A 24,604-nucleotide genomic window follows, 5' to 3' on the forward strand; every position below is an offset into this window, starting at 1 on the left:
AGGCTCAAGTGATTCGGCAGTCGCATGTCCCTTTGGACCCCGGGAGGTGGGGAGAAAGGGCAGTCGGAGCCCGATTTCGCCGGGTGCCTCCGCCCTCGTCCCAACAGTGCCTGAATAGAGAGGGGAGGTTTGGGTTAAGCAAAACTGCATGACCCATCCGGGAGGGGCTGGGTGCGGGTATTCAAGGGTTTCTTGAGGTTTTCCTAAGAAAAAGCTTGTCAAAGGGTCGCGTCCCGGCTATGAACGCGCTCAAGCTGAGACTGCAAAACCCAGAACCAGTCAACCATCCTATGACGAACAACGCATTGCAGAAGCTCAAGGGGGCTCCGCGTGTCTTGTGTGCAGCAGGCGTGCTGTGGGCCGTGGGACAGTCGGCGATCGCGCAAGAAGCGGAACAACCCGAAACCATGAGGCCGGTCATCATCACCGGGTCTTACATCCCCACCGTGGACGTCAATGCAAGTCCGTCGCCGGTGAAGGTATTGACCGCGGCCGAGATTCAGAAGATCGGGGTTGCGACGGTCAGTGATGTGCTCCAGCGCATGCCCCAGAACAACGCCGGCCAGTTCAACGAGAGCTTCCTGGGGGGCAATTCGTTCTCGAAAGGGTCTGCTTCCGTTTCGCTGCGCGGCCTGGGCCCCAATGCCACCCTGGTGCTGCTGAACGGTCGCCGGTTGGCCAGTTATGGGTTTGCGCAGAACATCACCGATCAGTTTGTGGACCTGAACAGCATCCCGCTGGCGGCCGTGGAGCGCATCGAGATCCTCAAGGATGGTGCTTCGGCACTCTATGGTTCCGACGCCATCGCCGGCGTGGTGAACATCATTCTGAAGAAGGAGTTCACGGGAACGGAAGTCACGGCACGGATCGGTAACGTCACCCGGGGCGACGACATGCTGGAGCAGTCGTACAGCGCGGCTTGGGGCGTGCTTACCGAAAAGGGCAGTGCGTTGGTGATTGCCGACTGGTTCAGCCGCAACGCGCTGTTCTACCGGGATCGCGATTTCTCCAGGTCTGCCAACCAGAGCGCGCGGGGCGGTGTGGATCTGCGCAGTTCCTCCGGCAATCCCGGCACCATCATCCTGACCAGTCCGTGGACCGCTCCCGACGGAACGGTGTATGGCTCCGGCCGCTATCGGGTTCCGTCCAATCCCGCTGTGCCCGGGCGCCCGACCGCCCTTGAAATCGTGGCCAATCCGGGCCTGAACCGATATGACTTCAATCCGTGGATCTCGGCGTTCCCGGACACGACGCGTTACGGCGCCTTTGCGGCGATCGACTATCAGGTGGTGGAGAGAGTCAAGGCCTTTTTGGAAGCCTCGGTGCGTCGCGTGAATTATGAAGTCAGCGCCGCGCCCACGCCGGTCTTCGGCGATCTGGATGGTTTCACGGTGGCGGCGGGCAACCCGTACAACCCGTTCGGTCAGGACGTGACGTTCCGGTACCGCATCACCGAGGCGGGCCCGCGCATCGACGAAGGTGAAACCGATGCGATTCGCCTACTGCCCGGTTTGAAGATCGAGCTGGGCGGAGACTGGACCGCCGAAACCGCCTTCCTGTGGAGCGAGAGCCGCACCTTGGAAATCGGCAAGAACTTCATTTCTGCGCAAGCTTTGCGCGACGCGCTCAGCTCCACCGATCCGGCCACCGCACTCAACGTGTTCGGCGCGGGCGAAGGCATCAACTCGCCGGAAGTCATCAACAGCCTGAAGGTCCGAACCTTCCGCTCCGGTACCTCCACCCTGTGGAGCCCGGACATTCGAGCCAGCGGTACGCTTCCTCTCGACTGGGGCGCCGGCCGCGTCGGCCTGGCCGTGGGCGGTGAGTACCGCCGCGAAGACGTCAAGGACCTGTCGGATCCTTTCTCCGAAGGCGGTCACATTGTCAGCTCGGGCGGGACCTCCGGTGCCGGCAGCCGCGATGCCTGGGCCGGCTACATCGAGGCCCGCATTCCGCTGCTGGGCCAGGATCTAACCTTCCCCGGGGTAAAGGAGTTCGAGGTGCAGGCAGCCGGTCGGTTTGAGCAGTATTCGGACTTTGGCAACACGGCCAACCCGAAAGTGGGGATTCGCTGGAAGCCCCTCGACCAGGTCGTGCTTCGCGGCACGTATGCGGAAAGCTTCCGCGCCCCGTCGCTGGTGGAACTCTTCCAGGGCAGGTCCACGTCCTTCGATTTCTTGAGCGATCCTGCCCGCGGAGAGAACAACCTGCAGTACCGGATCGAACGCGGTGGGAACCCCAACCTGGATGCCGAGGAGGCCCGGTCCTGGACAGCGGGCTTTGCCGTCGAGCCCATCAAGAACCTGACCCTCTCGCTGGACTGGTTCAACATCAAGCAGACGGGCAAAATCGAGGATCTGGATCCACAGCGGATCCTGGATAACGAGGCCCTGTTCCCCGGCCGCGTGATCCGCAACCCGCCGACCGCCCAGGACATTGCCCAGGGCATCCCGGGCACGATCGTCAAGATCATCAGCGGTTACGAGAACATCGCCGAACGCGAGGTCGAGGGCTTGGACTTCGGCATTCGGTATGTCTATCCGACCGAGTCCTGGGGAGAATTCACGCTGGATGCCAGTGCCTCCTGGCTCTACAAATTCGACGAGATTCCGGGACCGGGAGATCCGACCATCCACTATGCAGGGTCGTATAGCGTTCCGGAGTGGCGTGGTTACGGCACTCTCTCCTGGGACTACAAGGGCTTCACCTTCAGCTTCACCGCCAACTACATTGGCGAGTACGACCAGGACAATCAGATCCGCTACAAGTACGTGGACGATCTGTGGACGTTCGACCTGCAGGCCGGTTACTCCTTCCAGAACATGAAGTACGACCTGCTGAACAACGTCCGATTGATCGTGGGCGTGCTGAACGTCTCCGACGAGGATCCTCCGTTCTCCGACTCGAGCAACGATGTCGCGGGATATGACACTTCGATCCACGATCCCCGCGGCCGGTTCTGGTACGTCCAGGTCTCCAAGAAGTTCTGATCGCACCTGACTCGGGTGAGCACGGCCGACCCCGTCCCGTGGCGGGGTCGGCTTTTTTGTGGCGATCTGCGTTTTTGGCGCCTCCGGTGAAAAAGTCCTACAAGAGGTGCGCTGTCCCGCCAGCAAGGGAATGGGGCGAAGAGTGGTGGGGTCGCCGACGCGGCAGGATGCACGGCGGGGGCTGATCCTCCGCCGGGGCGGAAGAAGCCGGGTGCATTAGAAGGTGAGTCATGCTATGTTGGGGCCATGAAAACCACCAAACCGATCCGAGGTTGGCCCTCCCCGCTGGCGTGGGCGCTCGCACTGCTCCTCGGCCTGGCAGGTGGAGCGGTGGTTTCCGCGTCGGACGCAACCCAGCCTCCGAAGCAGCCAAAGGACAAGACCGTCCGGCAGGACAAGATGGTCCGTCAGCCCAAGCTGGTGAAAGTGACCGGTCCCAGAGAAACCAAGCGGGTCATCACCGGCTCCCACATCCCGCGTGAAGTCAAGCGCATGGGACAAACGGCCGACACTCCCTTCCCGATCCACATCTTGGACAGTCGCGACATCGAACGCAGCGGGGCCGCCACCGTGGCGGAGGCATTGCGGCGGGTGCCGGCCGTGCGCTGAGCGCCTCTGCTGCGGGCGGGTGAGCGGTGAGGGATCCGCACCGCCCGCGTGCGGCGGGGGGCAGAAAAGTCTAGCGTTCCAAGGTGACGTCGCCACCCAGGACGCGTTCCAAGTGGCCGTGTTCGGTGCGCACCAAGAGTGCGCCGGTGTCGTCCAGGGCTTCTGCCCATCCTTCGAGACGCCGGGCACCCCATACAATCGTGACGCGACGCCCCAGCGTGGTGCACTGTCGGGCCCATTCGTCGGCCACGGCACGGAACTGGCCGGCGGTAATGCGCCGGTAGTCGTCGTCCAGAGCGCGGAGCACCGCCGCCGCCAGGGGCGGCCGGTCCAAGGGCCGTCCCAGCTCCAGCCGCAACGACGTCGCCAGCTGGCGCAGGTCGGCCGGAAAATCCTTGCGTTCCAGATTCACGTCCACGCCGATGCCCACGACGACATGGCGAATGCTGTCGGGGTCCGCACTGAGCTCTGTGAGAACACCCGCCACTTTTCGTCCCTGGCAGGTCAGGTCATTGGGCCATTTGATGGCTAGGGGCAGGCCGGTTTCGGCCTGCAAGGCACGGCACAAGGCCGTGGCCGCCATCACGGTGATTTGCGTGGCTTGATCGGGACGCAACCGGGGCCGCAGCAGGACGGAAAACCACAATCCTTTGCCCGCCGGGGAAATCCAGGAGCGACCCAACCGACCGCGTCCGTGGGTTTGTTCTTCGGCAAACACGACCACTCCTTCGGCAGCGCCGTCGCGGGCCAGCCGTTCGACCACGTCGTTGGTGGACGCCGTACGGGCGAACACCCGGATCTCCCGACCCACCACGCGCACCTGACCGGCCAGTCGCGCCAGCAGGTCATCCGCCAGCAGCCGGTCCGGGGAATGGAGCAGCCGATAGCCGCGGTGGGGACTGGCCTCGATTTCAAAGCCGAGGCTGCGCAGCTCCTCGATATGCGCCCAGACCGCGGCGCGACTGATCCCGAGCCGCTCGGCCAGCTCCGCCCCGGAGACCCCTTCGGGCCCCGCAGCCCGCAAAGCCACCAGAATCCGCGCTTCCGTGGTCATCGCCCGACGAAATCCAGGCCAATGTCCACTGCCGGAGCCGAATGGGTCAACGCGCCCACGGAAATGTCGTCCACTCCGGTCTCGGCCACGGCGCGGACGTTGCCGAGGTGAATCCCCCCGCTGGCCTCGGTTCTTGCCCGTCCGGCCACGCGCCGGACCGCCCGCCGCAGTTCCGTCAACGACATGTTGTCCAACAGAATCCGGTCGGCCCCTGCCGCAACTGCTTGGTCGACCTGTTCCAGGGTGTCTGCCTCGACTTCGATCTCCAAGCCCGGCCAGCGCCGTCGCGCCCGGGCCACCGCCACGGCAATGGGATTGGGGCGAGCCCCGGCCAGGGCTTGCAAATGATTGTCCTTGATCAACACCATGTCGTGCAGCCCGAAGCGGTGGTTGTGCCCGCCCCCGCACACCACGGCGTATTTTTCGAATCGTCGCCAGCCGGGCGTGGTCTTGCGTGTGTCCAGAATGCGGGCGCCGGTGCCACGCACCGCCTCGACAAACCGCGCGGTCAGCGTGGCGATGCCCGACAGGCGCTGGAGAAAATTCAGCGCCACGCGCTCGGCCCGAAGCAACGCCCGGGCCGGTCCATACACCTCCAGCAACACCGTGCCAGCCGGGACCTTTTGCCCATCCCGCACCCGGCATTCGATCCGGACCAGCCGGCTTTGCTGCCGGAACGCCTCCCGGGCGAAGGCCAGGCCCGCCACCACCAGGGATTCCCGCGCTCGCACCACCGCCCGCGCCCGGATCGCGGGAGGGACCACTGCCAGCGAGGTGACGTCGCCCGGGCCCACGTCTTCCTCCAAGGCGGCCCGAACGGCGCGGCGGATCTCCTCCATGTTCAACTGCTGCACGAGCGGAGAGTGTGAAAGCCAGAACCGGCCGGGCCAATGGAAAAATGGCCGGGCCGCCTGTGTCCCATTGACAACGCCACCCGTACGCCTAGGCTGGCCGCCGAAAGGCAGCCCGGGCGGCACTTCCCCTGGTTGACGGGTGGCGGCGATCCGATCGGCGCCGGCGACCGCGATCCCTGCCGGCACGCGGGCCCGGAGGCTGGTGGCATGCGGATCGCGCGCCCGCAGCGGAGGGGCCGGAAGCGGGACGGGCCCCGGGCCCAACGCCCGGCCGTTCGCAACTCCGGGCCGTGCAAGCGCGAGAGTTGAAAACGACCTATGATCGCCACCCGCATTCGTCAGAAGGACGCCACCTTCTACTTCGTGGCATTCCCGGCCGAGGACCTGTTGCAGCGGGTTCGTTTCATCACGCGGTTTTACGGCGAGGGCGGTTCCATTGCGCCGGCGCCCGTCGAGGCCCACGACGAAGTGGCGCAGTTCATCGCGCAGATCGAACGGAGCGAGAGGGCATTCCAGCGGCAGCTGGCCCGGGCCAAGGTGAAAGCGATCAAGAACTTTTACGAGACGGCGGTGACCCAACCGCCCATCCCAGGGACGGTGCTGCTGTTCACCACGGAGCGGCTTCAGTTCCAGCCGTTGGGCGAGCTGGCGGATGTCGGGGACCTGCAGCAGCCGCTGGAGAAGTATCTCATCATCGACGGACAGCACCGGCTCGCGGCACTGCATTTCTATGCGCAGGCCCATCCCGAAGAGGCCCGCACCATCCACGTACCCTGCGTCATATTCGATGGGCAAAGCGAGGACTTTGCCGCCGAGATGTTCGTCATCATCAACTCCACCCCCACCCGCATCAACAAGAGCCACCTGGTGGACTTGTACGAACGGGTTTCCTGGGCCACGCCCGACCGGCGCCTGGCCGCCATGGTGGTGGACCGGCTCTATCGAGAGTCCGACAGCCCGTTGCGGTATCGCATCAACCGTCTGGGCGGGCGCAGCCACAAGGACAAGTGGATTCTCCAGGCCGAGTTGTTCAACGAAGTCCATCGTTGGCTGCGCCAGCGCTCGGATCACGCCACGGCTGCCGAAGCGGATCGTTACTACCGTGTGTTGCGGGACTTCTTCAAAGCGGCGCAAGCCGTTTGGGGCGAGGCATGGGGGAACGACGGGTTCATGGTCACACGGCCGGTCACGCTCAAAGCCATGGTGCGCGTGTGCGCCGACCTGGTGGCTGCCGGGGAGGATCAGCCGGAGGAAGATCGGCTGGCCCGCTGGGTGGAACGGCTGCAGCCCTGGGCGGAGGTGAAGCGGGAGTTTCGTGTCGATGGGTTCTACCAGCGCTTTCCCGCGAAGGGCCAGGTGGAGCGAGTGTCCCTGCTCCACCGCGAGCTCGCCCGCTACGTAGGCCTGCGCAACCGCTCCGGCCGGAACAACGGCGGTCGTTCTGTCTGAGATGGGCTGGCGACCGGTGCCTTGCATTCGCCGGCCACACAGGGGATCCACGTCCCTCCTTCGTCCAACGGTCTCGAGCCCGGCCGGGAGCATTTCCAGCCGAAGTGAAGTTGAGACCCATCCACAGCTCCCGCGGAGGTTCCGGGGACGCGCCCCTTGGCCTTGGGGCTGCGGGCTGGAGATCAAGGGGCTCCCCCGGTTGCCGCCTCGGAACGCCGGAGGGCCTTGCAGCGCGAAGGACGCGCTCGCTCTGCGAAGGCAAGCGCGGGTCGCCAGGGGCCGGTCAGGTCGATCGCGGCACGCGTGCGGCTGATCGGAGCGACGGGGGACAGGCCAATTCGGCCCCGGCTTCAACCCAAAGGCTCCGGTGAGACCGGAAACTGTTCGCGAACCGTACAGAGGACCGCGTTGCCCTTCAGAACCTCGAAGTCTCTCGAACCGCGGTAGCCGGCTGTTGACTCCACGACCGGCCTTTGCATTTGTTCGGCCGAACAAGCAGAGCTATGCTGCGCGGCGTATGCAGCGCAGGAGGTGGATTCTTGGCTGGCTGGGCTTGTGGGGGCTGGTGGCCCTCGGCACGCCCCCGATTCATGACGACTCCTATGGCTATCGCCTGCCGAGCCCACCCGACTGCAGCCTCTGGTGGTGCGAGGCGCCTTACAAGGTGGGGCGGCATCGTGCATTGCCCGGGGCCGCGTCGGAGACAGTGTGGATCGAGGCGGCCCGCAACGAATACGAACCGTTTCAGTTGGTCCTCTATCCCCACCAGGGCCTGACCAACGTGACCGTTCAGGTGGAGCAGGACTGGGCTTACGCGACGCAAGCCTCTGTCACGTTCGCCGCCACGAATGTGGAGGTGCGCTTGGTCGAGTACGTCCCGGTCGAGTATGCCAGCGACGCCGGCGGGGTCCCCGGCTGGTACCCGGACCCGCTGTTGCCCATGCCCGCAGCACTGACGCTCCCGCCCGGGCAGCAGCAGCCCTTTTGGATCACGGTATACGTGCCCAAAACCCAGCCGGCCGGGATTTACGCAGGATATCTCCGCATCGATGCCGAGGGGTGGTCGGAGCCCGTTCGCGTGCCCGTTCGGTTGCGCGTCTTCGACTTCACGCTGTCGGATGTCACTCACACGCGCACTTTGTACGATGTGGCCATCCCGGGCGTCTGGCACGGCCCCCTGGACGATGCCCAACGGGCCCGGGTGTGGGACCTGTACATGGACAACTTTCGCAGGCATCGCGTTTCGCCCCAGTTTCCCCAGCGCTACGCCCCTTTGCGGTGGAGCTGGGGCACGGGGCAGTTTGCGTATGACTTCACCAATTACAACCGGGCCCTGACCCGTTACCTCGATGAGTTCGGCTTTCGCGACTTTGTATTCATGGACGAACCGTGGAGCATCTTCGAGCAGCCACGATATGAGCCCCTGTACAACTCGCTGTTTACTCTGCTGATGTCGGGAATCGCCGAGAACCTGCGTCGAAAGGGCTGGATGGACAGGGCGCTGAGTTACTGGATCGACGAACCCGCGGACTCGCTGCTGCCCTTTGTGCGAGCCGGCATGCACGTCCATCTCCATGCCGCGCCGGATCTCCGGCGGCTGCTGACCCGGGAACCCTTGCCGGACCTGTACGGTCTGGTCAATGCCTGGGTCCCCCTGGCCGTGATCAGTATTTTCAACACGACGTCCGAGCGATGGTTCGAGCGGATTCAGGCCGGCGAACAGGTTTGGTGGTATGTGGCCACCTATCCGAAGTGGCCCGTGCCCAACTATTTCATTGATCACCCGGCCATCACGCACCGGATTCGCTTTTGGTTGGCCGAGCGTTATGGATTGCAGGGGGATCTGTACTGGGACGTCAACTGGTATCTCGACCGCCAGTACCAACCCATCGATCCGTGGACCCAAACCACGGTGCTCAACGAGCTGGGGCAGCCGATGGGCAACGGCGACGGTGTGCTCGTCTATCCTCCGGTCAAGACCCCACCGTCGGAGCCGGTCGTGGCTGGTCCCATCGACTCGCTGCGTTGGGAGTTGATTCGGGAAGGTTTGGAGGATCGGGAGTATTTCTGGCTCCTGCGGGAACTGCGGCGTCAAGCGGCACTGCGTTGGGGGCCCGTGCATCCGGCGGTCGCCGCGGCTGAAAACACCCGCGCGGAAGCTCTGCAAGTCGCCAGCGCCCTGACCAATTACACGCTCGACGTCCGGCAGCTTTTGGCCGCCCGGCGGGCCCTGGCCGAAACGCTGGAGAGACTGCATGGGCCCGAACCGTTTTGGGTGGAAGAGCCGGTGGCCAAGGTGGTGGATCCCGGCGAGGCGATGATCCTGCGCTGCGAAGCCCTCGGGTGGCCGCCGCCGGTCTATCACTGGTACAAGGACGGGGCCCTCGTGATGTCCTCGCCGGAAGGTCGTCTGCGCGTCCCCGTGGTGGGGATCGACACCCCGGGGGACTATTGGGTCGTGGCCAGCAATGTGGCCGGTGCCGTGACCAGCCGCGTGGCCAGGGTGCGCGGCTCGTGGAGCGTTGCGCCCGAAATCGTCGTACCCCCTGCCCCGCAAACCGTGCGCCTGGGCAACCCTGCCGTACTGACGGTCGTCGCGGTGGGCCGGCCGCCTCTGGAGTTTTTCTGGTTCAAGGACGGCGAACTGGTACAGAGCGACGGCCCCGTGGGCCCGACCTTTCTTCGCAGCAACACCCCGCCCGAAGCCCGGGGACTTTATCACGTGGTCGTGTCCAATGATCTCGGCATGGTCACCAGCGCCCCGGTCCGCGTGGCCGTGGTTTGGGATTTGCTGCGGGAACCCCTCCTGGGGAGCAACGCCTCCTGGCATTACCACCTGACGACGGAAGAGCTGGCTCCTGACTGGCCTCTCGACCCGGAACGTTTTCTAGGCTGGCGGACGGGCCCGGCTCCCTTTGGCCACGGCTCTTCCAACGCCGCCACGATCCTGGCGCGCGAGGATGGGACGGCGCCTGCCACCGCGGCTTTCTTTACCGAACTCCTCGTGGACGATCCTGACGTCCCGCTGGAAGGCCACTTGGCATGCGATGACGGCGCCGCAGTGTTTGTGAATGGTCAGGAAGTGTTCCGACTGAATCTGCCGACCGGGCCGTTGGGATTCGACACCTCCCCCTCGACCTTGGTGGACGGCCCGCCGCTGCAAGCGGATTTCTTCATCGCGCCGCAGCTCCTGCGCCCGGGAACCAACCTGTTGGCGGTGCAGCTCCATGACTACGCATTGCCCGTGGCCCCGTTGGCGGTCTGGCCGTTTGACGAGCCGCAGTCGCCCTGGGAACGGCTGGGCGGTGGGCTGGGCTGGACCGCGGTGGGAACCGGCATCGTAAGCGGCGTCGGCCGTTGGCTCGGCTGCGTTTCCAACACCGCGGCGGCGGACAGCTGGTTGGAACTGCCGGACGAACCGGCGTTGCGGGCCCAGGGACCATTCACCGTGGGCGGATGGTTCGCGTGGGACTTCGGTTTGGTGAACACTGCTGCCCGTACAGCGATCGAAAAGGCGGGCGAGTATCGACTCTACTACACGGGTCCCTTGATCAATCGCTATCGCTTCCGGCTTGGCGACAGCGAAGTCCAAGAGCAAACGCCCGGAACCCGCGCCGGCCAGTGGCGGCTGGTGATTGCCTGGTTCGACGGAACCAACGCCAACATCCAAATGGACAACGGGCCGGTTTACTCCACGCCCGCATCCTTGCCGGAACCAACCGTCCACCCTGTCGTCGCGTTGCGGCTGGACCCCGGGGCGGGTGGGTTCGCGGCAGACGATCTCTTTTTCTTCCCGCGCGCATTGTCGGCTGCCGAACGGACGGCCATCTACCAGCTCGGCATCCGAAGGTTTGTCACCAACCTTTTGGAAAGTGCGCGGGAGGATCTTTGGTTCGAGCTCCGGGTCAGCCGGCTGCGTGGCAGCCCGCCCCAGTTCCTGGCCGGCCCGGAGAGCCTTCTGCGCTTCGAGGGTGAGTCTGCGGCATTTGAGCTGTCCGCGGTGGGTACGGCACCGCTGCGCTACCAGTGGCTGTTCAATGGCGCGCCGTTGCCCGGGGCCACGGACGCAGTGCTGTTCCTGCCGCAACTGACCGCGGCGCAGAGCGGGCTTTACGCCCTGGTGGCCAGCAACATCGCCGGCGCCGTGACCAGCCCGCCCGCGCGCCTCCAAGTGCTGGGTCGGCCCCGGCTCGAGGTCGTCCCGGAGCTTGTCCCGCCCGGCTTTCGGCTGGATCTGCCGCAGCTACCCGTGGCCAGCGTCTTGCAAGTTTCGACCAACTTACAGGACTGGGAAACGGTCTGGGACCGGCCGGCCGACAGTCCGGCCGCACAATGGTCCGTTCCCGTTTCTCCCGACCGACCGGCCGCCTTTTACCGGTTGCAGCTTCGGCGGTAGGTCTCGGGGGGAAGTGACATTCGGCGGAGTTCGCGTCGGAAGACCCTGTTCAGGAAGCGTCACCACCTCGCGGGATCAGCCCGGTCCTGCGAAACATCCGCGCGTTTCAAAGGCCCAAACGACCCCCTCGCCGGGCTCACCGCCTTCACGCTTTACAGGGGCGGTGAAGGGAAGCCCGGTTGCTTGTCGGCCATTTGCTTCCTGGCGGCCCTTCACTGAACTGGCATCGCTTCCCGCCCGGCACCCGGCGGCTCCGCCGGGTCGGTCAGAAATTGATCGCCAGCAGTTTCAGTCCGGAAGCCGCGCCGGTCACGGGATCTCGCACCAGATTCTGCTCGCCGGGACCGGCCTCGGGTGGCGCCCAGGGGTTCAGCAACTGCAGCGGCTGCGGGCTGCGGATCAATTGCACCAGTATGCCGCTGTATCGTCGCCCACCCACGGTTACTTCGTTGGGCCGTTGGAGCGGCTCCACCGACTTGGTCCCGAGCTCGCGTGCCAACCGATTGACCAGCGATTCCGTCAGCGCCGAGCGAGGCGACCCGTTGGCCACATGAAACCCCTCGGGCATCGCCGGCGCGGGGTTGGTGGAGGCCGCGACGGCAGGCTGCGCGGCCGGGACCGGCGATGACTTCACGGGCTCGACCTGTTCCGCCGCAGTGGCCAGCCCGATCCAGCAAACCCAGCAGGCCATGAGCAAGCTCGTTTTCATGGGCGTCACCCCGGGCGGAATCTCCACCCGGACGGGCGCCTCGTCAACCCCCGAGGGGGCCTCAGCCGTGATGCCGGAAGAGGCGTTCCCGATTTGCAAGGAGGTACCAAACGATGCCGACGTTGATGACCAGCACGACGGCCACCGTGGGAGAGAACCGGTGCAGCAGTTCGTACACTTCAATGGGGATGAAGAAGGCCGATTCGCCAATGGCCATCCACCCGGCCCACCCGGCGCGCAACCAGAGCCCCACGCCTTCGGCCAGCGAAAAGAGGCTGTAGAAGAGCGTCGCCGCGGCCACCCACTGAATGCGCTCGGCCGACAGCCGACTCAACTGCAGGCCGAGGTCCACGAAGAATTGCTTTTCCGGATCCAGATGAAGGAACAACAACAACTGGCGGAGCAGTGCCGGCAGGTTCCGATCCGAGAGTTGCCACACCCCCAGGGCCAGAAGCATGAGCAGCAGGGCCTTGCCCAGCTTGAACCAGATGATGGCGTACAACGTGGGCGCCCGGGTCCGTCCGGGGCCGGGATTGCGGGAGCGCCTGCTCATGGGTTCGAGGCGAACCGAAGTCGCTGGGGGCCGCCTGCGCAAAGGTTCTGAGACAGGTCGCCGGCCGTTTAACGCAGCCGTTCCTGCAACCAGCCCAGCAGATCGGCAATGGCCACTCGCGTCTGCTGCATGGTGTCCCGATCGCGCACGGTCACGGTGTCCTTCAGTTCGGGGCCCTTCTCGCCGAGCGTTTCGAAATCCACGGTGACACAAAACGGTGTGCCGGCCTCGTCCTGGCGCCGGTACCGCCGCCCAATCGCGCCCGCGTCATCGTAGAACACGTTCATCCAGGGGCGGAGCAGGTCGCGAATCTGCAGGGCCTTCTCCACCAGGGCCGGTCGGTTCTTCAACAGTGGGAACACCGCCACTTTCACCGGCGCAATGCGTGGATGCAGTCGGAGCACCACCCGCGTTTCCAGCTCGCCCTTTTCATTGGGCGCCTGGTCTTCGTCGTAGGCATGACAGAGCAGCGCCAACGCCAGCCGATCCACCCCGGCCGAAGGTTCGATCACATGGGGGATGTAATACCCTTTGGCCAGCAACTCGGCGTCCTGGCGGGCCAGGGTCTCGGCCTTGTCCGCTGCCTCGCCCATGCGGGTCAGATAGCCGAGGCGATGCCGGTAGTAGCGTTCCTGGAGCTCCTGTTGGCGCGAGGCCGGCAGTTTGGGCCAGGCCGCACGCAGCTCCTCGTCGAATACCGTCATGGGCTTGCCCGAGTAACGCTGATGCTGGCTCAGGTCGAAATCGCTGCGCGCCGCAATGCCCTCCAGCTCCTGCGTGCCGAAGGGGAACTTGAACTGAATGTCCACACAGGCACGGGCGTAGTGCGCCAGCTCCTCCGGCTTTTGCCAGTATTCCTCCAGCGTGGTTCGCGGCAGGCCGATGCTCTCGTAAAAGCGGATGCGTTCCTCCACCCAGTACTGGTGCCACATCTGCCAGCCCCAATTGGGCTGCGGAGAGCCCGGATGCCCGGGCCCGGTCGGCCGGGCCACCTCACCGTAAATGGCCTCGACGGCTTCGTCCGGCCGAATGAAAAACTCCAATTCCATCTGCTCGAATTCGCGCGACCGGAAGGTGTAATTGCGCGGGGTGACCTCGTTGCGGAAGGCCTTGCCAATCTGGGCAATGCCGAAGGGGACTTTTTGCCGCGAGGTCTCCAGTACATTCTTGAACTGGGCAAAGATCGCCTGGGCGGTTTCCGGACGCAGATAGGCGACGTTTTCCTCGGACTCGATCGGGCCCACGATGGTCTTGAACATCAGGTTGAAGGGGCGCGGCTCGGTCTTTTCTCCGTCGCATTCGCTGACCATTTTGCTGGGCTTGCGCGGACAGGGCGTCTCGTGGAGTTGGTCGGCCCGGAACCGGCCCTTGCAGGTTTTGCAATCCACCATGGGATCGCTGAAGGTGGCCACGTGCCCGCTGGCCTCCCAGATGCGGGGATGCATGATGATGGTCGCATCCAGCCCCACCACGTCGTCCCGCCACCGCGTCATCCACAGCCACCACTGCTCCTTCAGATTGCGCTTCAACTCGGCCCCCAGCGGACCATAGTCCCAAAAGCCGTTGATGCCGCCGTAGATTTCCGACGACGGAAAGATGAACCCGCGCCGTTTGCACAGCGCGACCAGTTTTTCCATGAGCTGCTGCGAGGCTGCCTGCGCCATAGGGCCGCAGTCTTTGGGAACCGCCCGGGCCTGTCAAGGAAGGGGCCGCAGGGCGTTTCGGCCCACCGCGCCTTTCAAGCCTTGGACACTTCTAAAACCTCGGCGGGATGGCGAGCGTGCCCGGCAGGGGTAAGCCGAGGGAAACCACCCGTTTTTCGGGATCGTGAATCCGGAGCTCAAAAGCCGAAATCCGCCCTTTGCTGTCCGTGGATTGCACGGGTCCATCAACGCGCCGAAGGCCCATCCCTTCCTCAGCCCGGGACAAACGCCTCGGGGACTCGGGCCGCTTAAAAGCCGCCGCGCCCTGAAAGGGCGCAACGCGTTGACACCCACGCAGGGCCCGGGCCTGTCAAAACGAATCCCGCCCCTTCAGGGCGGCGTGATTCTGGTTTGCCTGCCCGCTCTGGGCATTGCATTGGGCTGATGAATCCTCGCCCCGTTGGGGCGGACGCGCCACGACCCAAGGCGCAACCGTTGGTCCGTGATGGGCGCAATCTCGTTGTTCCAAGCGGGCCCTGCTCTGGCGAGTTTCCCCTCCCGACGGGCCAACGATAAGGCGCGGTGGAGACGCAACCCCTCGCGCAGCTTCTGGGCAGTCCGGTTGCTCGAGCGCCACCTCGGGCTCATACCCCGCGCCAATGTCGGACAAACTCGCGGGGCGCCGAGGGCGCGAACCTTACCGACCCCTGATGGGTTGGGTGGGAATCGATTGGTTGGGGTTGTTTTGGAGAATCGTCACCTGGATCCTTGCCGCAGGCAGGCTCGTCGGCGCAGCGAATCGGCTGTCCGACGCATTCCTGGTTTTTGGACACTCGTGAAACCCCGGTCGAATTTTGGGCCTCCCCGCCACCGGAGATTCGAAGGTAAACGACCGTTGCTTGAGAGTAGTTGAATCCGGAGCTCAGAAACGGAAGTGCGCCTTTTGCGTCCGGCGAAGCACGATTCGGCTTGAACCGCCCCTCCAAGTGCGATAGCAAGCTCTTCCAACGAGCAAGCAATCGAGGAACAAGACACCGTCACCATGAAAGCTGCCTTCCCCAAAATCGGTAAGATCCAATACGAGGGTCCCAAGTCCCGCAATCCGCTGGCCTTCAAACATTACAACCCCGACGAAATCGTCGAGGGCAAACCGATGCGCGAGCATTTCCGCTTCTCGGTGGTGTACTGGCACACCTTCCGCAATCCTTTGGCCGATCCCTTCGGGGTGGGAACGGCCATCCGGCCCTGGGACGACGGCACCAATTCCATCGCCAACGCCCAGCGCCGGGTCCGCGTGGCCTTCGAATTCATGGAAAAACTCGGCGTGCCGTTTTACGCCTTCCACGACCGGGACGTGGCCCCGGAGGGCCGCAACCTGCGCGAGACCAACAAGAATCTCGACGCCGTCGTCAAGGTGATGAAGGAGGAACAGGAACGCACCGGCATCAAGCCACTCTGGGGCACCGCCTCCCTCTTCACCCACCCCCGCTACGCCATGGGCGCCGCCACCAGCCCGAACGCCGACGTTTTCGCCTACGCCGCTGCCCAGGTGAAAAAGGCCATCGAAGTCACGCACGAACTCGGTGGCGCCGGTTATGTCTTCTGGGGCGGCCGCGAAGGTTACAGCACCCTGCTCAACACGGACATGAAACGGGAGCTGGACCATCTGGCGCTGTTCCTGCACATGGCGGTCGAGTTCAAGAAGGAACTCGGCTTCAAGGGCCAGTTCTACATCGAGCCCAAACCCAAGGAACCCACCAAACACCAATACGACTCCGACGCGGCCGCCTGCCTGAACTTCCTGCGGCAGTACGGCCTGCTGGAGCACTTCAAGCTCAACATCGAGACCAATCACGCCACCCTGGCGGGGCACACCATGCAGCATGAACTGGAAGTGGCCGGCGCCGCCGGTGCCCTCGGGTCCATCGACGCCAACACCGGCGATGAACTCCTCGGCTGGGACACCGACCAGTTCCCCACCAACATCTACCTGACCACCCAGATCATGCTCACCATCCTGAAGTACGGCGGGTTCACCACCGGCGGCGTGAACTTCGATGCCAAGGTCCGGCGCGAAAGCTTCGAGCCCATCGATCTCTTCTACGCCCACATCGGAGCCATGGACGCCTTTGCCCGCGGCCTCAAAATCGCCGCGGCGATCCGCAAGGACGGTCGTCTCGCCGAGTTCGTCAAACAGCGGTACTCGTCCTGGGACAGCGGAATCGGTGCCGAAATCGAGGCCGGTCGCATGAACTTCAAGAAACTCGAGGCCTACATGCTCAAGAAAGGCGAGGCGGCTCCCAACACCAGCGGCCGCCAAGAGCTGCTCGAAAACATCATCAACGAGTTCATCTGACGCCCGGCAACCGGCGCCGGGGAACCGGCCGCCGCAAACCTCAACTCCGGCTGCACGACTCCGGACTTCCCGTGGAGTCGGTGCGGCGAGTTGAACGTCGCAGTGCCGCCGATGCGGACACCTGCCGGGGAAGTACGAACGGTCGGGCAAACGCGCCTCTGCGCCGGCGCGACGGCGACGCCGGACAGCGCGGTGTAGCCCTGCGCCCGCGGCCCTGTCCGGGTGCCGGGAGAGTCCGTTGGCAGGGCGCCGCGGGCCCGGGCTGCTTTCGGATCGAAAGCGACGACACTTTGGGCCCCGCGTGCTGAAACGGCGGGCCCTTGGGGCGACCAAAGGTACCGGCCGTGCCCGGGCGTTCAGGACAGACCGTTGGACCGGAAGGTCACCGCCATGCCGCGGCCTTCCGTTGTGCGAATTCCCGGAAGGTCATCGGTTTTCGGCCGCTCACCTGTTCCACGTCCGGGGTGATCCGTGCTGCGTGACCCGCCCGCACCGCGCGGTACAAGTTGGCTGCATACTGGACCGCCCCTTCCGGCAGCCCGGCCCTGCGGAAGTTCTCCAGCATTTGCTCCTCTGTCAGGGCGTGATAGGTAATGGACCGACCGGTGACCCGGGACAGAATCGCGGCGACCTCGGCGTGATCGAGCGCCTCGGGTCCGGTGAGATTGCATTCCCGGGGCGGAGAGTCCTTGCGGAACACCGCCACGGCCACGGCCGCAATGTCCTCCACAGAGATGAAACTCGTTTTGCCATCCCCTGCGGCCAACCAGATGCCTCCCTGCCGTACCATGGGGGCCAGGAATCCGGTGGAGAAATTCTCCATGAAAAAGTTGGGCCGCAGGATGGTGAAGGGCAGTCCGCTGGCCATCAGGTGTCGCTCCACCCGTCGCAGCGGCGCCTCTTCCACCGCATCGACTCCCAACGCGGAGGTCAGCACTACGCGTCGCACTCCGGACCGGCGCGCAAGGTCGATCACCGGGTTCAGCTTCGCTGCCGCTTCCGGATCCAGGGGCGGCGCGATCAGAAACAGCCCGTCGACACCCGAGAGCGCAGGGGCGTGCGTGTCGGGTTGCTCATACACAAAGCGCACGGGCTCGACTCCGGGGTGAGAGCCCAATTTGCCGGGATCCCGCGCCGCCGCCCGGACTTGAAAACCCCCCGTCGCAAGCGCGGCTACAACCGCGCGACCGAGATTCCCCGTGGAACCAGTCACCAGGATCGTTTGCATGGCCGGGAGCCTACGTTAACCTGTTCCCGCGCGTAAGACGGCACTTTGAAGTTACCAAGTATGCCCGAAGTAACCGGACCGAACCGCGTCCGTCGCGACCAGTGCCCCGTCCGGCACGTGCTCGATCGAGTGGGCGACAAATGGAGTCTGTTGGTGCTGCTCACACTCCGGGGCCGGCGTCTGCGCTTCATGGAGCTCAAGCGCAGCATCGGCGACATCTCTCAACGGGTGCTGACACAGACCCTTCGCAACCTGGAGCGCGACGGTTACGTAGAGCGTCAGATTCACCCCTCTGTCCCGCCACGAGTTGAATACTTCCTCACCCCGTTGGGCCGCTCGCTCCTGGGGCCTGTGACCCGGCTGGTGGCCTGGGCCGACCAACACTTCGAGGCCGTAAGCGCCGCACGCCGACGTTTCGATGCGAAGTCCTGCCCACCCGCAGCGTCGCGAAGCGATGCCCCGCCGTCGAGCTGATCGGCCTCCGGTGCGCCTCCCCACTGACGACCGTGGCCACCGCGGGGACGCGCTGGAATGGATCCGCTGACTTTTTCGGCGGCTGCGGATCTGGTTGTGGGTAGCCGCCGTGAGGCGATGAACCCGGGACCCACATGAACCCTCGGCCCGGAGGGTTGCCCGTGCCGAAGCGGGGGACGACGCATGGACCCGTTGGCTGTCGCAGCGACTGCCTGACCGAATCTGCTCTCGCCCCTCGAGCGACTTCGGGCCGTTGGGATCGGCTCACGACCTTCATGCTCCCGGGCAGGTTGCCCGAGCTGGTCCAACCGGCGGCCCGGGTCCCGCTGACGGCAAGGGACCCGGTTGCGGATTTGCGGAACGAGCGGCTCGACGTTTCCAGGTCCGACAAAAACCCCGTTTTCCCAACGACCTCCGCGAGGCGTTGACAGTGAGAAGGCGTGTTTCGAGTGAACCGGTTTCAAGAGCTCGCGGCTGAATCGCGGCCTGAAACCTCCCTTCGCAGATCACCGGCCGGGGACGCCTTCGATCGGCTCCGGTTCGTTCGCGCGGCGACGGTCCCCTTTGTCCCTTGCAGGTCCCGCAGTCCGGCCCTATCGTGCGCGTCATGAAGGCGCGGACTTGGATGTTGGGGTGCGCAGCCCTGGTGTGGGCGGCAGCGGTGTGGGCTCAGGACCCGGCCCTGGAAGAACGCCTCAACCGGATGGAAGGGAACATTCGCGATCTGCTCGCCGCTCAGGCCGAAACCCAAAAGCGAATCGCCACCCTCGTGCAGGAACTGGACCAGTTGCGGGAACAGATTCGCAGCAACCATGGGGACTGGGCCACGCAATCTGACGTTAGACGCCTGACTGCTGCCCTCGAAGAAGTGGACCGCAAGCGGCGAGAGGATTACGAGAAGATCCATCAGGAACTCCGGAATCTGGCCAAAGTACTGGCCTCACCTGCCCCGACACCACGACCTGCCACTCCCACCCCTGCCGAACGAGAAACTCGGCGTCGCCCCACACCCTCCACGGGCGCGGGCGAGGCCGGCGGCGGCGTGGAAACCGGTTACGAGTACGTGGTCAAACCCGGCGATACCCTGTCGGCCATTGTGCAAGCCTATCGCGAACAGGGTGTCAACGTAACCGTCACGCAGGTGCTCAAAGCCAATCCCGGTCTGAATCCCAACCGTCTCCTGGTCGGACAAAAGATCTTCATTCCCGCCCCGCAGGAACAGTGAGCAGGTCCGGCCACCGGAGCGTTGCCCTCTAACTCATGGCGCGGTGCAACGCGCGATCGGGCCATGGGCGGCTCGTTTCTCGTCGGGCTGCGGGGGCCCCGGGTGCCGCGGAGCCGCGCTGCGACTCCTCATGCACCGGATGGGGCCAGCCGCAGCTCAGCCGCGGGTTGAGCCCTCCCGGCGGTCCGGCGCGACGACTTCGGGGGGCAAAGCGCGGGAGGAGGTCCTGCTCCGGAGCGCCTGAAAGAGGCCGGGCCACCTGCCTGCCCACGGCCATGAGCTTGACGGCCCACGCCGAAAGCTGTAGAAGGGGCCTTAAAGTCTTGGACAAGTCGAAGAACTGCAGTGTGCGAAGGCACAGTTGCGGTTAACCGGAGTTGGTCCAAGCCATTATAGGTACGACCATGAACGACATGAACCCCTTCGTCCTGCGGAACCCCTTGGTGTTTTGCGCAGCTCTTGCAAGCCTGCTGGCCGCCGGCTTGGGTCAGAGCCGGGCGCAGGTCACTTATGTGGACGCTACCCCCGGAGTGAACACGTTCCCGACCTCGGCCTTCGCCGGGTCGGCCGCGCAAGATAACCTGTGGGGCTTGCGAGCCTTCGGAACCGGCAACACGATCTACGAGTCTTCCGGCGTGGCCTCGGGCACGGAAAACAGTCCCGAAATCTACACGATTCTCAGCGGCTTGAGTCCCGGGGCGCCCTATCGTGTCTGGGTCAATTTTTACGACGTTGCGTCCAACAACACGGAGAACTGGCCCATTCGTGCCGGGTTTAGTTCCGGGAATCTCACGCTTTTTGCCAACGGTGTCGATGGGGGCGCGGGTTTGCTCGCCGGCGCCACGCCCGCCATCATGGCCACCAACCTCAATTACGTAACTCCCCCGAAGTTCGATGACGGAGGCAGTCGACTGCTTTTGGCCGGCGATTTGGGCGTCACTCAGGCCGACCCCTCGGGGCAGATCACGGTGTACATTGACGATCTCCCGTCCACCATCGGGGCCAACAACCGCACTTGGTACGATGGTCTGAGCTACGAGCTGGTGCCCGAGCCTTCGGTGCTGGCGCTGGGGGCCTTCGGCCTTGCCGCATGGGGGCTGCGGCGCAGGGTCCGCGGTTAAAGGGCCAACCTCCCGGTCTTTCGCATTCGCATCGGCGGAACGGCGGACTCACTGTCCTGCGGGCAGCGCAATTCCGCGCATTTGAGCCGGCCACGGGGATGACAGGCAGACCGGCTGCTGAACACCCGGTCAGAATTCGTGAAGAATCGCTCGAGGGAGCCCCGGGTTCGCACCGGCTCGTTCTTCAGCCCGGGTTTCAGCCGGTAGCGAACGGCGTGGATGCGCCGGGTCGGGGAGGCTGAAAAGGACGACAGCGCGGCTCTTTCGCCGTGAGTCACTCTGCGTCGCGGTTGGGAAGTGGCACAAGGGGGCCCCAGGTTCGTTTCTTGTTTGAGCCCCGGATTCAGGATCCCATGGGAATGTCGTTTTCGCTTCAGGTTTTCCCGGGCGGGGGACGGCCGGAGTTTCGCCGAGTTTTCAAGGCGTTCAAACGAGAAACACACCGGACGGCGCATTGAAAGCGCCCGGTGTCCGGCGCTTTATGCGTTTCCCCCAACGAGGCCCCGGAAGGCTCGGCCCGCGCCAGCCCCGACACGGAAGTCAACCCAGATCCGTCCCGCGCTGAAGGGCGCAATGCAGTGCGGGCCCGCCCGGCCCTCGCAAGGAGGGGTATTGGGGGCACCCACTGGGGGCACGATGGAATTCGGGGGACGGACTTCCCGGGGCCATGGAATCAGGTGCGGGTTCGGCGCGTGGATGAGCCCGTCCGATCCGTGGACAGCAAACGCCCCATTTCGGTTTCTGCGTGCCGAGTTCAACGATCCCCAAAAACGCCTTTTCCCTCTGTTTCCCCGTGACGGGAACACTCGAAATGGCGCCGAGCCTTCGGAGGTGTCCGAGATCTGAACCGCGCCCGGAGGCTTCTCGGGCACTTTTTCAACGTTGCCGCAAACCCGGGATCTGTGGTATGTAACCCCTCCCTCCTGCCCGGGTGGGCGTGGGGCAGGGGAGACACTGAGGGCACACGCCCGGCATTCAATCGAAGTCGGCCTCGGGTTTTTATGTCACAGCATCGAAGTTTGCGGGCGGCGTCGGTCGCTGGCAGCAAGCGCAATGTTCTGAAACGGTTTGAACGGATCGCGTTGCTCAAGAAACGCGGTCTTTGGAAGCCGGGCGACCGCATTACGGGCCTGCCCAAGACCAAACCGGAAGCCATCTGAGCCACGGCGATTCTCTCGCCGGGACCGATGGGCTTCACCGCCCGGGGGATTCGGGCCGGGGGGATGCGCTTTTCGGGCATTGCGCGCGGCCACTGGCGCTTCCGGGTGCATGAAGGTTCGTTTGCAAAAGTACCTTTCGGAGGCCGGCGTGGCATCGCGTCGTGCCGCCGAACCGCTGATCCTGTCCGGTCGCGTCTCGGTCAACGGACAGGTCGTGACCCGACTGGGCACACAGGTGGATCCCGACCGGGATCAGGTCGCGGTGGATGGCTGGACGGTGCGGCCGCGACGCAAGCTTTACGTGGCCCTGCACAAGCCTCCGGGCTACGTGTGCACGCGGAGCGATCCGCAGGGACGCCCCGTGGTCCACGACCTGTTGCCGCCGGAGTGGCGCTCCTTGTTTACCGTGGGACGGCTGGATCGTCAGAGCGAGGGCCTGCTGTTTCTGACCAACGACGGCCAGCTCGCTTTGCGCCTGACCCATCCGCGCTACGGCGTGCGCAAGACGTATGAAGTGACCGTGACCGGACGCGTGAATCCGGCGTCGCTCAGGCCGGCTCTGGACGGGGTGCGAGACCGCGGCCAGCTGCTGCGCGCGACTGCAGTCCGGCTCCTGCGCGCCAGCCAGCGCCGCAGCGTCATCGAGCTGGAACTGGCCGAGGGGAAAAACCGCGAAGTCCGCCGCATCTGTGCCCGCCTGGGTCTCAAGGTGGAACGACTGGTGCGAGTCCGGATTGGCCGGATCCCCCTCGGCGACCTGCCGCCGGGGCGGTGGCGGACGTTGACAGCTCCCGAGATAAAAACTCTACTGGGCCAGGTATGAAAAGCATTGCATGGGTGCTGCTGGGCTTGGCCCTGGCCGGCACCGCGTTTGCCCAAGCAGACACCAACCCTGCACCAGCCGCGGCGGCGAGTGGTTTGCGGCCGGGCCCGGCCGTGGTGCAGGCGGACTCGGTCATCGTGCGCGGTCAGCCCGGCTTGCGCGGGGAACGACTCGCCCTTCTGCGCAAGGGCGATCAGGTCCGGGTCTTCGAAGAAATCGTTCTCGACAAGCCGGCCAGGGGCGAACCCGACCGGTGGGCGCGCATCGCCCTGCCGGAGGGCGTCAAGGTCTGGATCCACAGCCTGTTCATCGATGTCACAAACAAGACAGTCAGGGCCAGCCGTTTGAATCTGCGGGCCGGTCCGGGGGAGAATTTCAGCGTCCTTGGCCTGCTGGAACGCGGCGAAACCTTCGTGGAGACGGGCGTGATGGAGGGGGATTGGATCCAGATCGAGCCGCCCACCAACGCCTACGCCTTCGTGGCCTCGCGGTTCCTGCGCCAGGAAGCCGGGGAAGCCCCCGCACCCACGCCGACGCCGCCGGCAGCTTCGACGAATGTGCCGCCGACTCCGGAAACCACCACCCCGGTCACGGTTGCGGAACCTCCGGTGTTGGCGGGCCCGCCGACCGAGCCCGAAACGGAGCCTGCGCCAACCTTCACGGAGCCGCCGCCACCCGGGGTGGGCGCGGACCCGGCAGCTCTGGAGAAGGCTCGTGAGGCCATGCGGCAAAAGATGGCCGAGCTCATTGCGCAAGATGAAGCGGCCCGCGCCGCGGCGGCGGCCCGGGAACTCCCCGAAGTGCGCGTCGTCACCCGCGAGGGCCGCGTCCGACGCACCTTCAGCATCCAGGCTCCGAGCCGTTACGCGCTGGTGGACCTCGAGACCGGCCGCACCATGAATTATCTCTACACCACGGCCACCAACCTGGACCTCTCCCGGTACATCGGCCTCACCATTCGCGTGACGGGCGAGGAAGGGTTGGACCCGCGCTGGAAGGCCACGCCGGTCCTCACCATCCGCCGCATCCAGGTGTTGGAGTAATGGAGCCCGGCAACCTCATCAACGGCCGCGCCATTGCCGCGCAGGTCCTGGCGGATTTGCGTCCCCGGCTGGCGGCCCTGCGCGCCCGCGGCGTGCAGCCCGGGCTGGTGTTCGTACGCGTCGGAGAAGACCCGGCCTCTCGCGTGTACGTGGGCCGCAAAGAAAAGACCGCCGCCGAACTGGGGATCCGCTCCGAAACGCACGTCCTGCCGGAGAATGCCTCCGAGGCCGAGCTGTTGGAGCTCTTGGACCGCCTGAACCGCGATGAGCAGTGGCACGGAATCCTGGTCCAGGCGCCCCTGCCCCGGCAGATCCGGCCCGAGCGCGTCTATGCAGCCATTCGGCCCGACAAGGATGTGGACGGGTTTCATCCCATCAACATGGGGCGCTTGTTGTTGGGAGACCCCGGCGGGTTCAGGCCCTGCACCCCGGCCGGCATCCAGGAGCTGCTGGTCCGCGCCGGCATCTCGTGGGAAGGCGCGCACGTGGTGATCCTGGGCCGGGGAAACATCGTGGGCAAACCCCTGGCGGCCCTGCTTTGTCAAAAAGCCCCCCGCGCCAATGCCACGGTCACCCTTTGTCACTCGGCAACGCGGGACCTGGCCGCGCACTGCCGGCGCGCCGACATTCTCGTGGCCGCCATGGGCGTGCCGGAGTTTGTGACCGCGGACATGGTGCGGCCCGGCGCGGTGGTGGTGGACGTGGGCGTCAACCGTGTGCCCGACCCCGGCGCCAAGGGCGGCAGCCGTCTGGTGGGCGACGTGGCCTTTGCCGCCGTGCAGCCCATCGCCGGCCGGATCACGCCGAACCCCGGGGGCGTCGGACCCATGACCATTGCCATGCTCATGCAAAACACCGTCCAGGCCGCGGAACAACTCACCGCCTGACTCCCCGTCCCGCCTGCATGGCCCTGAGTA

The 24,604-nt window shown here is 65.1% G+C and carries 18 protein-coding genes; 12 read left to right on the forward strand and 6 right to left on the reverse strand.

Annotated elements, in window-relative coordinates:
- The first annotated feature begins 290 nt into the window (after window positions 1–290).
- Window positions 291–2,990, forward strand: coding sequence for a TonB-dependent receptor (locus tag ACPDIT_RS05830; protein ID WP_423442236.1), 2,700 nt, complete (start codon window positions 291–293; stop codon window positions 2,988–2,990).
- A gap of 246 nt (window positions 2,991–3,236) precedes the next feature.
- A complete protein-coding gene (locus ACPDIT_RS05835; protein WP_423442237.1) occupies window positions 3,237–3,599 on the forward strand; it encodes a hypothetical protein in 363 nt (120 codons plus the stop codon).
- Window positions 3,600–3,669: 70 nt separating this feature from the next.
- On the opposite strand, the gene ACPDIT_RS05840 is transcribed toward ACPDIT_RS05835, so the two are convergent.
- Window positions 3,670–4,653 carry a biotin--[acetyl-CoA-carboxylase] ligase gene (locus ACPDIT_RS05840; protein ID WP_423442238.1) on the reverse strand — a complete coding sequence of 328 codons (984 nt, stop codon included), beginning with the start codon at window positions 4,651–4,653 and terminating at the stop codon, window positions 3,670–3,672.
- Window positions 4,650–5,492 (reverse strand): carboxylating nicotinate-nucleotide diphosphorylase, encoded by an 843-nt coding sequence (nadC, locus tag ACPDIT_RS05845; RefSeq protein ID WP_423442239.1) that lies wholly within the window; start codon window positions 5,490–5,492, stop codon window positions 4,650–4,652. Before nadC ends, ACPDIT_RS05840 begins: the two co-directional genes overlap by 4 nt.
- Before the next feature lie 333 nt (window positions 5,493–5,825).
- On the opposite strand from nadC, the gene ACPDIT_RS05850 reads away from it, so the two are divergent.
- Window positions 5,826–6,956, forward strand: a complete 1,131-nt coding sequence (locus tag ACPDIT_RS05850; RefSeq protein WP_423442240.1) for a DGQHR domain-containing protein — start codon at window positions 5,826–5,828, stop codon at window positions 6,954–6,956.
- A 517-nt stretch (window positions 6,957–7,473) separates the two neighbouring features.
- Complete coding sequence (locus ACPDIT_RS05855) at window positions 7,474–11,352, forward strand: immunoglobulin domain-containing protein (RefSeq protein ID WP_423442241.1); 3,879 nt, start codon at window positions 7,474–7,476, stop codon at window positions 11,350–11,352.
- Between the two features lie 265 nt (window positions 11,353–11,617).
- Here the strand turns inward: ACPDIT_RS05855 and ACPDIT_RS05860 are convergent, their stop codons facing one another.
- The 3 genes from ACPDIT_RS05860 to ACPDIT_RS05870 all read right to left on the reverse strand — a co-directional run bounded on the left by ACPDIT_RS05860 (window position 11,618) and on the right by ACPDIT_RS05870 (window position 14,278).
- On the reverse strand, window positions 11,618–12,061 hold the full coding sequence (locus tag ACPDIT_RS05860) for a hypothetical protein (protein WP_423442242.1): 444 nt from the start codon (window positions 12,059–12,061) through the stop codon (window positions 11,618–11,620).
- A gap of 61 nt (window positions 12,062–12,122) precedes the next feature.
- Window positions 12,123–12,614, reverse strand: coding sequence for a DUF2127 domain-containing protein (locus tag ACPDIT_RS05865; RefSeq protein ID WP_423442243.1), 492 nt, complete (start codon window positions 12,612–12,614; stop codon window positions 12,123–12,125).
- A 68-nt stretch (window positions 12,615–12,682) separates the two neighbouring features.
- Window positions 12,683–14,278, reverse strand: coding sequence for a glycine--tRNA ligase (locus tag ACPDIT_RS05870; protein WP_423442244.1), 1,596 nt, complete (start codon window positions 14,276–14,278; stop codon window positions 12,683–12,685).
- A 1,021-nt stretch (window positions 14,279–15,299) separates the two neighbouring features.
- Here ACPDIT_RS05870 and xylA point away from each other — a divergent pair.
- Complete coding sequence (gene xylA / locus ACPDIT_RS05875) at window positions 15,300–16,613, forward strand: xylose isomerase (protein ID WP_423442245.1); 1,314 nt, start codon at window positions 15,300–15,302, stop codon at window positions 16,611–16,613.
- A 382-nt stretch (window positions 16,614–16,995) separates the two neighbouring features.
- Here xylA and ACPDIT_RS05880 read toward each other — a convergent pair whose 3' ends face one another.
- Window positions 16,996–17,841: an SDR family oxidoreductase gene (locus ACPDIT_RS05880; RefSeq protein WP_423442246.1), complete on the reverse strand. Its 846-nt coding sequence runs from the start codon at window positions 17,839–17,841 to the stop codon at window positions 16,996–16,998.
- 60 nt (window positions 17,842–17,901) lie between these two features.
- Here ACPDIT_RS05880 and ACPDIT_RS05885 point away from each other — a divergent pair, with 60 nt between their 5' ends.
- The 7 genes from ACPDIT_RS05885 (at window position 17,902) to ACPDIT_RS05915 (ending at window position 24,574) form a co-directional block, all read left to right on the forward strand.
- The gene (locus ACPDIT_RS05885; protein ID WP_423442247.1) at window positions 17,902–18,315 is read left to right on the forward strand and encodes a winged helix-turn-helix transcriptional regulator; all 414 of its coding nucleotides are present in this window, start codon (window positions 17,902–17,904) and stop codon (window positions 18,313–18,315) included.
- A 607-nt stretch (window positions 18,316–18,922) separates the two neighbouring features.
- Window positions 18,923–19,540 carry a LysM peptidoglycan-binding domain-containing protein gene (locus ACPDIT_RS05890; RefSeq protein ID WP_423442248.1) on the forward strand — a complete coding sequence of 206 codons (618 nt, stop codon included), beginning with the start codon at window positions 18,923–18,925 and terminating at the stop codon, window positions 19,538–19,540.
- Window positions 19,541–19,944: 404 nt separating this feature from the next.
- Complete coding sequence (locus ACPDIT_RS05895) at window positions 19,945–20,661, forward strand: PEP-CTERM sorting domain-containing protein (protein ID WP_423442249.1); 717 nt, start codon at window positions 19,945–19,947, stop codon at window positions 20,659–20,661.
- A 1,001-nt stretch (window positions 20,662–21,662) separates the two neighbouring features.
- The gene (locus tag ACPDIT_RS05900; protein ID WP_423442250.1) at window positions 21,663–21,821 is read left to right on the forward strand and encodes a small basic protein; all 159 of its coding nucleotides are present in this window, start codon (window positions 21,663–21,665) and stop codon (window positions 21,819–21,821) included.
- 109 nt (window positions 21,822–21,930) lie between these two features.
- The gene (locus tag ACPDIT_RS05905; RefSeq protein ID WP_423442251.1) at window positions 21,931–22,644 is read left to right on the forward strand and encodes a pseudouridine synthase; all 714 of its coding nucleotides are present in this window, start codon (window positions 21,931–21,933) and stop codon (window positions 22,642–22,644) included.
- A complete protein-coding gene (locus ACPDIT_RS05910; protein WP_423442252.1) occupies window positions 22,641–23,687 on the forward strand; it encodes an SH3 domain-containing protein in 1,047 nt (348 codons plus the stop codon). Before ACPDIT_RS05905 ends, ACPDIT_RS05910 begins: the two co-directional genes overlap by 4 nt.
- Complete coding sequence (locus tag ACPDIT_RS05915; RefSeq protein WP_423442253.1) at window positions 23,687–24,574, forward strand: bifunctional 5,10-methylenetetrahydrofolate dehydrogenase/5,10-methenyltetrahydrofolate cyclohydrolase; 888 nt, start codon at window positions 23,687–23,689, stop codon at window positions 24,572–24,574. Before ACPDIT_RS05910 ends, ACPDIT_RS05915 begins: the two co-directional genes overlap by 1 nt.
- Window positions 24,575–24,604: the final 30 nt, after the last annotated feature.

The organism is Limisphaera sp. VF-2 (genome assembly GCF_049537125.1).
GTDB lineage: Bacteria > Verrucomicrobiota > Verrucomicrobiia > Limisphaerales > Limisphaeraceae > Limisphaera.